The sequence below is a fragment of the Streptomyces sp. URMC 123 genome (assembly GCF_051386515.1).
Classification (GTDB): domain Bacteria; phylum Actinomycetota; class Actinomycetes; order Streptomycetales; family Streptomycetaceae; genus Streptomyces.
On the sequence record NZ_JBPQTV010000217.1, the window covers coordinates 1 to 10896 of the forward strand.

Below are 10896 nucleotides of genomic sequence, written 5' to 3' on the forward strand. Positions count from 1 at the left end.
GGGTGGTGGGTTGCGGTCGTGCGCTCTGTTCGTGGGTGGGGTCGGTGCCGCACCGGGGTACCTCCTCGGCGGCGCACGTGCTCCTTTGTTCTTTGGCTTTCTCGCCGTCTCGTGCGCCGCGCTGCGGGGGCACCCCGCTACGTCCCCTCCGGTGGCATGGGCGCACAAAGCGGGGTGGGGGTTACGCGCTCCCTGCGTGCCTGGCTGGCCCATGATCCGCGACCTGCTGCTCGAGACAGCTCCGGCTTCGCCGGAGAAAAGAAGACGGGCGGGGGGCCGAGGGCCGGCGGCAACCACCGATGGTTTTCCACCCCCTACCGCGGGCGCGTCGCTATACCGGCTGGAGGGGACGTGGCGGGGTGCCCCCGCAGCGCGGCGCACATGCTCCCAGGGGGAGCCGGAGAACAACCCGCACGGTGCGCCGCCGAGGAGGTACCCCGGTGCGGCACCGACACCACCCACGGACAGAGCGCACGACCGCAACCAACCACCCCCCGCCCCGAAGGGGCGGGGTGCTTTTCCCGGCCTACGGCCGGGGGGCTTCGCGCCGAAGGCGCGGGCAGGCGCTTGTGGCGCTGACGTCGCATGCGTCGTGACCGTGGTCGTCGCGCAAACCCGCCGGGAGGGCACCCCGTACCCCGGTGCGGCCCCGACCCACGCACGGACAGAGCGCACGACCGCACCTACCACCTCCCGCCCCGAAGGGGCGGGGCGCTTTGTCCCGGCCTCCGGCCGAAGGCGCGGGCCCGTGTCTCCGCCCCGAAGGCGCCGGAAGAACCCACCCCCGGCCTTCGGCCGGAAAAACGACGACGCTCATGTCACGGACGACCCACAACGTGGACGTCGCGCAAGCCCGCCGGGAGGGCGGGGCGTGACGGGGGTCACGTCGGGCGGAGAACGGGTCACGCGGCAAGCGGGTAGGCTCGCCGGATCGGCGGCCGCCCCGCCGAGCACCTAATCGATCGTGTTCCGGGAAATCAGTTGGGGAGTGACACGGGATGACGGCCGGCAACAACGGCGCGAGCACACCCGAGAACGACGATCCGTTCGCGTATCTGTACCGCTCGGAGGGCGGCGACGGCGGCGCGAACGGCGAGGCGAACGACGGCGCGCCGGCGCAGCGCGGTGGCCCCCGCACCCCCCGCACCTCGTACAACCAGGTCACCCGGGTCGGCGAGCGCCAGTACGGGCAGCAGCGCACCCAGGGCGGCGGCTACGGCTACCCGCAGCCGCCCGCCGGCGGCCCCGGCGCGCCCGCGGGCCCGGGCGGCCCCGGCGCCCCCGCGAGCCCCGCGGGGAACGCGCACTACGCCGCCCCCGAGACACTGCCCGGCGGCGCGCCCCGCCAGGCCGCGCCGGCCGCCGGCCGGCCCGGCGGCCGCGGCTCCGGCGGCCCGAACGTCAAGGGCCTGCTCATCGGCGCGATCGCGGTCGTCGCCGTGGTCGTCGCGGGCATAGGCGTGGCGATGATGACCAACTCGGACTCCGACAGCAAGCCGCAGGCCGGCGGCGGTGGCCAGTCCGCGCCCGCCGACAACCCCGACGACCAGGCGAAGCCCTCCGGGGAGCCCGCGCCCAAGCCGAAGGCGGAGCTGCCGAAGGCGGACGCCGGCAGCCTGCGGATCGACGGCGGCGCGCGGCTGGAGCAGCAGATCAAGGGCGCGAAGGGCACGAACGGTTCGTACGTCACGGGGATGAACACCCCGGGCGCGTCCGCCACCTGGACGCTGGATCTCGACACCCCGGGCCGCTACAAGCTGAACGTCACCTACGGCGTGCCCGGCAAGGACGCCAACCTCACCATCACGGTGAACGGCAAGCCGGAGTCACGTCCGTTGAGCATGAAGAACTTCGCGCGTGCGAAGGAGGGCGACTGGGAGAAGGGCTGGACGTACTCCTGGTCCCTCGTGCAGCTCAACCAGGGCACCAACACCATCAAGCTGTCCTGCGAGGCGGGCAACAGCTGCGATGTGAACCTCGATCAGGTCTATCTCACCAAGAGCTGACCGAGAGCTGAGCGCCGCGCGGCACCGGCGGGATCTACGAGACCACCCGCAGGAAGCGCGCCACCGTGTCCGCCATCGCGTCGCGCGCCGACGCCAGGTACGCGCGGGGGTCGACGGCCGTATGGGCCGTCAGAAAGGCGCGTACGGCCGCCGTGTAGGCCGTGTTGAGCGCCGTGCCGACGTTGATCTTCGCCATGCCGGCGGCGACGGCCCGCCGCAGCTCCTCGTCGGGCACCCCCGACGACCCGTGCAGCACCAGCGGCACGGGCACGGCCTCCCGCAGCCGGGCGATGAGCGCGTGGTCGAGCGCCGCGGTGCGCTCGGTCATGGCGTGCGTGCTGCCGACCGCGACGGCGAGCGCGTCCACGCCCGTCTCGGCGACGTACGCCGCCGCTTCCGCCGGGTCCGTACGGACGCCGGGGGCGTGCGCGTCGAGCGGCGGCTCGCCGGCCTTGCCGCCCACCCGGCCCAGCTCCGCCTCGACCCAGATGCCGCGCTCGTGCCCCCAGCGCACCGCCGCGGCCGTGGCCTTGACGTTGTCGCCGTAGGGCAGCTTGGACGCGTCGAACATCACCGAGCCGAAGCCCTCGGGGTGGGCGGCGCGCAGCAGGTCGACGTCGTCGACGTGGTCGAGGTGGAGCGCGAGGCGGGCGCTCGACGCGCGAGCGACGGCGGCCGTCGCGGCGGCGACGGGGCCGAGCCGGCCGCCGTGGAACCGCACGGCGTTCTGCGAGATCTGGAGAACGGCGGGCCGCCCGGCGGCCTCCGCGCCCTGGGCGATCGCCTCCGCGTGCTCCAGGGTGATGACGTTGAAGGCGGCGACGGCGACGGGCCCCGGCGCGCCGGCGCGGGCCCCTTCGACGAGCTCACCGGTCGTGACGAGCGGCATGCGGTCCCTCCCGTTCTCGGTCACCTCAGGACGGTCGCACCCCGGGGTGCGACAGTCCTGTCCGAAGCCGTACCCGCGCCCGGCCGGAACACCCGGCCCGAACACCCGGCCCGCGGCCGTATCGCGGCCGGGTCCGCCGTCACACCGGGGCGGGGTGCGGCACCACCGTGACCCGCGCGAGCGCCTGCTCGTACGCCGTGCGGTCGAACTCCCCGGCCACCGGCGCCAGTACGGTCGCCGCCGAGAGCGCCGCCGCCCGTGCCAGCCGGGCCGGCCACGCCAGCCCCTCGGCGAGCGCGGACAGCAGCCCGGCGACGGCCGAGTCGCCAGCGCCCGTGGGGTTGCCGCTCAGCCGGGCGGGCGGCGCCACCCGCCACATGCCGTCGGCGGTCACCGCCAACAGCCCGTCCGCGCCCAGCGAGGCGACCACGGACCGGGCCCCGCGTCGCCGCGCGTCCCGCGCGGCCCGCACCGGCTCGGCGAACCCGGTCAGCCCCGAGAGCTCCTCCACGTTGGGCTTGACCACGTCCGGGCGCGCGGCGACCCCGCGCCGCAGCGGCTCGCCGCTGGTGTCGAGCAGTACGGGCACGCCGGCGCCCTGAGCGGCCCGCACCAGCTGCGCGTAGGCGCCCACCGGCACGCCCGGCGGCAGGCTGCCGCAGAGGGCGACCGCGGTCGCCTCGCCCAGCAAGTGCCGGTAGGTGTCCAGGAACCGCGCCCACTCCGCGGGCTCGATGGCCGGCCCCACCTCGTTGAGCTGGGTCGTCTCGCCCGTCGCCGCGTCGACCACGGCGACCGTGCGGCGCGTGGTGCCCCCGACCGGGGTGAGCGCGTCCACCAGGCCGTCCCCGGCGGCGGCCAGCCGCTCCCGCAGGGTGCGCCCGGTCGGCCCGCCCGCGAAGCCCGCGACGACGGCCCGGTGGCCGAGGGCGGCCAGCACCCTGGCCACGTTCAGCCCTTTGCCGCCGGGGCGTTCCGAAACCTCCGTCACCCGATGGGTGGCGGCCGGGCGCAGCCGCGGCACCCGGTAGGTGATGTCGAGAGCGGCGTTGAGCGTGACCGTCAGAATCACCCGGTGCCCTCCCTCGCCGTGGACGGTGCGTCGTGAACCATGAACGTGAGCCGTACTGTGCGTGTGCCGGTGCGTGAGCGTGTGTGCTGGTGCGTGTGCGTTGGTGCGTGCGTGTGTGCTGGTACGTGAGCTTGTGCGTGCTGTGGGGCGGTGCCGAGGAGCGGGCCGCGTCCGTCGGGCCTTGCGGCCCGTCAGGCGGGCCCGCCCGACGGGTGCTTCGGTCCGTAGAGCGTACGGACACGTGCGCGAGCGATCATGCCAAAACGGCGGCGGTTGGCCCAGAGGCTGGGGCCGACCGCCGCCGTGGCAGGCGCGGGACGATCAGGGCAGTTGCGGACGGACCACCCATTCGCCCTTGCGCATGACACCGACCAGCGTGAACTCCGCGTCCAGAACGACCAGGTCGGCGTCCTTGCCGGGCTCCAGGGAGCCGATCCGGTCGTAGGCGCCCAGCAGCCGCGCGGGGTTGGCCGAAATCGCCCGCACGACGTCCGGCACCGGCAGCCGGTCGACCGTCACGGCCCGCCGGAACGCGGTGTCCAGGGTGAGCGTGGAGCCCGCGATGGAGCCGCCCTCGACCAGCCGGGCCACCCCGTTCTCGACCTCGACCTCCAGCGGCCCCAGGGGGTAGCGGCCGTCGCCCATGCCGGCCGCGCCCATCGCGTCTGTGATCAGCGCGACCCGGTCGGCGCCGGCCCGGTGGAAGGCGAGCTCCAGCACGGACGGGTGGAGGTGCACCCCGTCGTTGATGAGCTCGACGGTGATCCGCTCGTCCTCCAGCAGCGCGGCGACGGGGCCGGGCGCGCGGTGCGCCAGGCCGGGCATCGCGTTGAACAGGTGGGTGGCCACGGTCGCGCCCGCGTCGATGGCCTCGCGGGTCGCGTCGTACGTGGAGTCGGTGTGACCGATCGCGGCGATCACTCCGTGGTCGGCGAGCAGCCGTACGGAGTCCAGCCCGCCGGGCAGCTCGGGCGCGAGCGTCATCATCCGCGCCGTGCCCCGGGCCGCGTCGATCAGCTTCCGCACGTCGGCGGGGTCCGGGTCGCGCAGCAGGGACGGCTCGTGGGCGCCGCAGCGGTGCCGCGAGATGAACGGGCCCTCGAAGTGGATGCCGGCGAGCTCGCCCTGCTCGACGAGCTCGGAGAGCGCGGCGGCCTGCCGGGCGAGGTCGTCCAGGTCACCGGTGACGGTGGAGGCGACCATGGTGGTCGTGCCGCGCCGGCGGTGGGTGCGGACGGCCGTGAGGGCCTCGTCCGCCGTCCCGGCGGAGAAGGAGGCGCCGCCTCCGCCGTGCACATGGAGGTCCACGAAGCCGGGGACGATCCAGTGGCCGGTCAGGTCCAGCGCGCCGGCGTCCCGCGTGCCGGCGTCCCGCGCGCCGGCGTCCGGGGCGGTGGCCCCCTGGGCGGAGTCCTCGGCCGTGGCCCCCGGGCCGGCGGAAGCGATCGTACGGCCGTCCACGACCACCCGGCCGCGCTCGACGACACCGGTCGGGAGCACGACGGAGGCACCGGTGAGCACGGTGCGGCCGGAGCCGCCGCCGGCACCGCCGCCGCCGTGGTCCCGGCCCGGGCCCGGGTCCGTACCCGCGCCCGCGCTCATGCTCGGGTTCGTGCTCGGGGGGCCCGGGGGCCGGCCCCGGGCTGACGCGACACCATCAGGTGGTTACCTCCACGGAGAGAAGATCCCGGGCGAGCAGTCCCGCGCCCAGGCAGCCGGCGGCGTCCCCCAGAGCCGCCGGAACGATACGGGGGAGCCTCTGGAACGTGATCCGCTCCTCGACCGCGGCGCGCAGCGGCGCCAACAACGTTTCCCCCGCCTCGGCCAGCCCGCCACCGATGATCAGCACGCGGGGGTCCAACAGGGTGACCGCGGTGAGCAGGCCGTCGGCGAGGGCGGCGACCGCCTCCCGCCAGACGCGCAGCGCGCGCGGATCGCCGGCCGCCACGGCCGCCGCGCAGCCGGCGGCGTCCGCCGCCGGGTCGCCGCAGGCGGCGGCCCAGGCGCGGGACACGGCGGAGGCCGAGGCCAGCGTCTCCAGGCAGCCGCGGCCGCCGCAGCCGCACGGCGGGCCGTCGGGGCCCGGCCGTACGACGATGTGGCCCATCTCGCCCGCGCAGCCGTGTGCGCCGGCCTCGATGCGGCCGTCGATGCCTATCGCGCCGGCGATGCCGGTGCCCAGCGCCAGGAAGAGGAAGCGGTCGGTGCCCCGGCCCGCGCCGACCCGGCCCTCGGCGAGGCCGCCGGTGCGCACGTCGTGGCCCAGGGCGACGGGGACGCCGCCCAGCCGGCGGCCGAGCAGCTCCCGGAAGGGGACGTCGCGCCAGCCCAGGTTGGCGGACCAGACGGCCGTCCCGGTCGCCTCGTCCACGACGCCGGGCACGGCCACGCCCACCGCGGCGGCCTCCTCGCCGAACCGCTCGACGCCCAGGGCGCGCAGCTCGTCCGCCAGGTCCAGGATCGTCGCCACCACGGCCTCCGGGCCCCGGTGCCGGGCGGTGGCCCGCCGGGTCTCCGCCAGCAGCGCGACGGGCCCGCCGGGGCGCTCGGCGCCGACGAGGGCGGCCTTGATGGCGGTGCCGCCGACGTCGAGGGCGATGACGTGGCGCTCGGGAAGCGGGGTTCGGGGTCTCACGCCCCCAGTCTCGCGGAGCGGCCCCCGAAAGGTCTAGTCCACTTCTGCCCGCCTGGGAGGCCGGCGCTCCCGGCCGGGGCCCGACGCTCCCTGCCGGGGGCCGGGTGCTCGGCACCGGGCACCCGGTGCTCCCGCCGGAAGGCCAGCGCTTCCGGCCGTGCGCCGGTGCTCGCCGCCGGGCCGGCGGCCGGGACCCGGCCGAGCCTCCCCCCGGGCCCCGGAGGCGCGGGCCTACTCGGCGAGGATCACGCTGCGCGTGAGGTTGCGGGGGCGGTCCGGGTCGAGGCCCCGCGCCTCGGCCACCGCGACGGCCAGGCGCTGGACGCGGACCAGGTCCGCCATCGGGTCCAGCGCGCCCGCGCCCGTCGTGGTGTCCGACTCGGCGACGAGCGCGGCGCCCGCACCGGCGACGTCGCCCGCGAGGCCCACGGGCAGCCGGCCGAGGGTCCACACGGCGCGGCCGGGCGCGGCGATGGCGATCGGGCCGTGCCGGTACTCCATCGCCGGGTACGCCTCCGTCCACGCGCCCGCCGCCTCCCGCATCTTGAGCGCGGCCTCCTGGGCCAGCCCGTACGTCCAGCCGCTGCCCAGGAACGTCCACTGGGCGGCGGCGAGCGCCGCCTCGGGCAGCGGTTGGGTGACCGCCAGCTCCGCGTCCACCGCCGCCTCGGCGACCGTCTTCACCCCGGCGGGGGCGGCGCCCGGCCAACCGCCGGCCGCCTCCAGGCCGGCGCGCAGGAACGCCAGCGCCGTCGTGGCGAACCGGGTCTGGACCACGGACTCCTCGTCCGCCCAGTCCAGTACGGCCACCGTGTCGGCCGCCGTCATGACCGGGGTGTCCGGGTCGGCGGTGAGCGCCACCGTCGCCGCGTGCCCGCGCAGCGCGCCGAGGAGCGACAGCACCTCCGTCGTGGTGCCGGAGCGGGTGATGGCCACGACCCGGTCGTAGCGGCGCCCGGCCGGGAACTCGGAGGAGGCGAACGCGTCGGTCTCGCCCTGCCCCGCGGCCTCCCGCAGCGCCGCGTACGCCTGCGCCATGAACCACGACGTGCCGCAGCCGGTCACCGCCACGCGCTCGCCCGGCCGCGGCAGCCCCGCGCACTCCCCGGCGGCCCGCGCCGCCCGGCGCCAGCAGGTGGGCTGGGTGGCTGTCTCGGCTGCGGTACGGGACTGCTCGGCTGCGGCCATGGCGGCTGCTCCTCCAGTGCGATACGGCGACAGGGGCGTCGATACGTCGATACGTCGAAACGTCGGTACGTCGGTACGGTGCCGGCCGCGCGGCCGGCGCGCGGGTCGGTACGGCGTCGGCGCGCGCTCGTACGGCCGCGTGCCCGCCCTCGTGGATAGCAGTCCTGACCTGGGCAAGGGAAGGGCGGTACGGAGGTCCCCCGGCTCGTGGTGTAGACCTAGGGAGGGCCGCGGGGGAAAACTCGCGGCCCGCGCCGGTACGGGAAGCCCGGCGAAACTGATGGCGTGTCCAGTGGCACAAGTGATCAAACGGGACAAAAGGCGGTAATGGCAGTGCAGCGGCGGTTCTTGGGCCTCATAGCAACGGGCGTCGCGGCGGCCATGTCCCTCACCCTCGTGGGATGCGACGCCGGCGCGGCGGGCGGCGGGGACGTGACGCTGAAGCTCGTCGCGGCCGACTACGGCGACAAGCCGGAGAACAGCTCCAAGAAGTACTGGGACGACGTGGCCAAGGAGTTCCACTCCAAGAACCCCGGCATCAAGGTCGACGTCGAGGTCTACAACTGGGAGCAGGTCGACAAGAAGGTCGCCGACATGGTCGCGGCCGGCAAGGCCCCCGACATCGCCCAGATCGGCGCGTACGCGGACTACGCCGCGGCCGGCAAGCTCTACAGCGCCGACCAGGTCCTCTCCATCCCCGCCCAGGCCGACTTCATCCCCAACCTGGCCAAGGCGGGCGAGGTCGGACGTGTGCAGTACGGGCTGCCGTTCGTCTCCAGCTCCCGGATGCTCTTCTACAACAAGACCCTGTTCGAGAAGGCCGGCATCAAGGAGCCGCCGCAGAGCTGGGCGGACATCGCCAAGGACGCGGAGCTGCTGAAGAAGGCCGGCGTGGCGATGCCGTACGGCCTGCCGCTCGGGCCCGAGGAGGCCCCGGCCGAGACCATGCTGTGGGCGCTCAGCGGCGGCGGTGGCTACACCGACAACATCGGCGCCTACACGCTCGACTCGGCCGAGAACGTCGCCACCTTCACCTGGCTGCGCGACGAGCTCGTCGGCAAGGGCCTCACCGGCTCGGACCCGGCCAAGACCAACCGGCAGGACGTCTTCGACGCGTTCGCGCGCGGCGAGGTCGGCATGCTCAACGGGCACCCCACGCTGATGCAGCAGGCCGCCGCGAAGAACGTGAAGTACGACATGGTGCCGCTGCCCGGCAAGGACGGTAAGTCCAAGAAGACCATGGGCGTCGCCGACTGGATGATGGCCTTCAAGCAGAACGGCCACAAGGACCAGATCGCGAAGTTCCTGAACTTCGCGTACAACGAGAAGAACGTCCTGACCTTCGCCAAGCAGTACGACCTGCTGCCGGTCACCCTCTCCGCGTCCGAGGCGATGCGCGCCGACGCCGAGCACAAGCACCTGTGGCCCTTCCTGGACCAGATGCCCAACGCCGAGTTCTACCCCGCGAACAAGACCTCCTGGGCGACGGTCAGCGCCTCGCTGAAGCAGAAGATCGGCGGCGCCGTGCGCAAGGGCGGCGACCCGGCGAGCGTGCTCGGTGAGCTGCAGCGCGAGGGCGACACGACGGAGAACGCCCGCCGGAGCCGCAAGTAGCGACCCGGCCCGGCCGGCCGGACCGGCGGCCCGCCCGCCGCGTCCGGACCCGGGACCGTCAGTGGTGTCTCCTATCGTGGACGGTATGACGACGGAGAGCGGAAACGCCGGGCCGCTCACCGAACGGGACCGGGCCGTGCTCGCCCTGGAGCGGCGGACGTGGCCCGGGCCCGGGGCGAAGGAGCGGGCGATACGCGAGCGGCTGGGGGTGTCGCCGACGCGCTACTACCAGCTGCTCAACGCGCTGCTCGACGATCCCCGGGCGCTGGAGCACGACCCGGTGACGATCAATCGCCTGCGGCGCCTCCGCGACTCCCACCGCGCCCGCCGCTGACGCCCCACCCGCGCCCCGCCGTTCCCGGCCCCCGGCCGGGCCGGGTTCCTCCAAGCCCGTCCGGCGTTTGAGGACAGAGCACAGCAGCCCGTCCGGCGTTTGAGGACGACACCACCACGGCGGTGGCCGGCGCCGTCGTGCGAGGCGGGGGCGGTCGGTCGTCGACCCACAGCGGGAGGCGTCCGGGTATGGTCACCGCATGGGCATCCACCGCGCTTCTCTTCCGGAGTCCCTGATCCCCGTCACCCCCGCCGGGCGTGACGGCCTGGCCGCGCTGCTGGAGCGCCCCGAGCGGGCGGTCGTGGCGCTCGACTTCGACGGCACCCTCGCCCCGATCGTCGCGGACCCCGAACAGGCCCGCGCGCACCCCGACGCCGTACCGGCCCTCGCCCGCCTCGCGCCGCTGATCGGCTCCGTCGCGGTCGTCACCGGCCGGCCCGCCGGGGTCGCGGTGCGCTACGGCGGCTTCGCCGGGGTGAAGGGCCTGGAGAGCCTCGTGGTCCTGGGCCACTACGGCGCCGAGCGCTGGGACGCGGTCACCGGCACCGTGCGGGCGCCCGCCCCGCACCCGGGCGTCGCCGCCGTGCAGGCGGAGCTGCCGGGCGTGCTGGAGCGCAACGGCACCTGGCACGGCACGTGGATCGAGGACAAGGGCCGGGCCATCGCCGTGCACACCCGCCGGGCCGCCGACCCGCAGGCCGCGTACGAGGCGCTCGAAGGCCCGCTGCGGGAGCTGGCCGACCGGCACGGCCTGATCGTCGAGCCCGGCCGCATGGTGCTGGAGCTGCGCCCGCCGGGCGTCGACAAGGGCGTCGCCCTCGCCGAGTACCTCCGGGAGGCCGGGGCCGAGACCGTGCTCTACGCCGGGGACGACCTCGGCGATTTGGCCGCGTTCGGCGCCGTGGAGCGGCTGCGCGCCGACGGCGTCGCCGGCGTCCTGGTGTGCAGCGGCAGCGCGGAGGTCACGGAGCTGGCCAAGCGCGCCGATCTGGTCGTCGAGGGCCCCGCGGGCGTCGTGGGCCTCCTCGCGGCCCTCGCCGACGCCCTGAAGACGGCCTGAGCTGCCCCGAAGCCGCGTCCTGACCCGGCCCGGACCGGCCCGGTCGGGTCCTGACCCGGCCCGACCGGACCCGACGGCCCGCCGCACCCGCGGCGGGC

At 75.4% G+C, this 10896-nt stretch carries 9 protein-coding genes; 4 read left to right on the top strand and 5 right to left on the bottom strand.

The window, feature by feature from the left end; translation table 11 throughout:
• Positions 1-998: 998 nt before the first annotated feature.
• Entirely contained in the window at positions 999-2006 is a 1008-nt protein-coding gene (locus ACSNOD_RS22025; protein ID WP_436768734.1) for a carbohydrate-binding protein, read from the top strand.
• 34 nt (positions 2007-2040) lie between these two features.
• Here ACSNOD_RS22025 and ACSNOD_RS22030 read toward each other — a convergent pair whose 3' ends face one another.
• The 5 genes from ACSNOD_RS22030 to ACSNOD_RS22050 form a co-directional block, all read right to left on the bottom strand.
• A complete protein-coding gene (locus ACSNOD_RS22030) occupies positions 2041-2895 on the bottom strand; it encodes a class II fructose-bisphosphate aldolase (protein ID WP_436768735.1) in 855 nt (284 codons plus the stop codon).
• 139 nt (positions 2896-3034) lie between these two features.
• On the bottom strand, positions 3035-3967 hold the full coding sequence (locus ACSNOD_RS22035) for a 1-phosphofructokinase family hexose kinase (protein ID WP_436768736.1): 933 nt from the start codon (positions 3965-3967) through the stop codon (positions 3035-3037).
• Between the two features lie 321 nt (positions 3968-4288).
• Positions 4289-5569 (bottom strand): N-acetylglucosamine-6-phosphate deacetylase, encoded by a 1281-nt coding sequence (gene nagA, locus ACSNOD_RS22040; protein ID WP_436768737.1) that lies wholly within the window; start codon positions 5567-5569, stop codon positions 4289-4291.
• A 55-nt stretch (positions 5570-5624) separates the two neighbouring features.
• On the bottom strand, positions 5625-6602 hold the full coding sequence (locus tag ACSNOD_RS22045; RefSeq protein ID WP_436768738.1) for an ROK family protein: 978 nt from the start codon (positions 6600-6602) through the stop codon (positions 5625-5627).
• A 231-nt stretch (positions 6603-6833) separates the two neighbouring features.
• Complete coding sequence (locus ACSNOD_RS22050) at positions 6834-7790, bottom strand: SIS domain-containing protein (protein WP_436768739.1); 957 nt, start codon at positions 7788-7790, stop codon at positions 6834-6836.
• A gap of 381 nt (positions 7791-8171) precedes the next feature.
• On the opposite strand from ACSNOD_RS22050, the gene ACSNOD_RS22055 reads away from it, so the two are divergent.
• The 3 genes from ACSNOD_RS22055 to otsB all read left to right on the top strand — a co-directional run bounded on the left by ACSNOD_RS22055 (position 8172) and on the right by otsB (position 10798).
• Positions 8172-9404 carry an extracellular solute-binding protein gene (locus tag ACSNOD_RS22055; protein ID WP_436768740.1) on the top strand — a complete coding sequence of 411 codons (1233 nt, stop codon included), beginning with the start codon at positions 8172-8174 and terminating at the stop codon, positions 9402-9404.
• An 85-nt stretch (positions 9405-9489) separates the two neighbouring features.
• The gene (locus tag ACSNOD_RS22060; RefSeq protein ID WP_436768741.1) at positions 9490-9738 is read left to right on the top strand and encodes a DUF3263 domain-containing protein; all 249 of its coding nucleotides are present in this window, start codon (positions 9490-9492) and stop codon (positions 9736-9738) included.
• Positions 9739-9937: 199 nt separating this feature from the next.
• Complete coding sequence (gene otsB, locus ACSNOD_RS22065; RefSeq protein WP_436768742.1) at positions 9938-10798, top strand: trehalose-phosphatase; 861 nt, start codon at positions 9938-9940, stop codon at positions 10796-10798.
• Positions 10799-10896: the final 98 nt, after the last annotated feature.

Excerpts from the sequence above, each read along its gene's own strand:
- nagA (WP_436768737.1), bottom strand. The coding sequence starts at position 5,569 with ATGAGCGCGGGCGCGGGTACGGACCCGGGCCCGGGCCGGGACCACGGC.
- ACSNOD_RS22050 (WP_436768739.1), bottom strand. The coding sequence starts at position 7,790 with ATGGCCGCAGCCGAGCAGTCCCGTACCGCAGCCGAGACAGCCACCCAG.
- otsB (WP_436768742.1), top strand. The coding sequence starts at position 9,938 with ATGGGCATCCACCGCGCTTCTCTTCCGGAGTCCCTGATCCCCGTCACC.
- ACSNOD_RS22025 (WP_436768734.1), top strand. The coding sequence starts at position 999 with ATGACGGCCGGCAACAACGGCGCGAGCACACCCGAGAACGACGATCCG.
- ACSNOD_RS22055 (WP_436768740.1), top strand. The coding sequence starts at position 8,172 with ATGTCCCTCACCCTCGTGGGATGCGACGCCGGCGCGGCGGGCGGCGGG.
- ACSNOD_RS22060 (WP_436768741.1), top strand. The coding sequence starts at position 9,490 with ATGACGACGGAGAGCGGAAACGCCGGGCCGCTCACCGAACGGGACCGG.
- ACSNOD_RS22030 (WP_436768735.1), bottom strand. The coding sequence starts at position 2,895 with ATGCCGCTCGTCACGACCGGTGAGCTCGTCGAAGGGGCCCGCGCCGGC.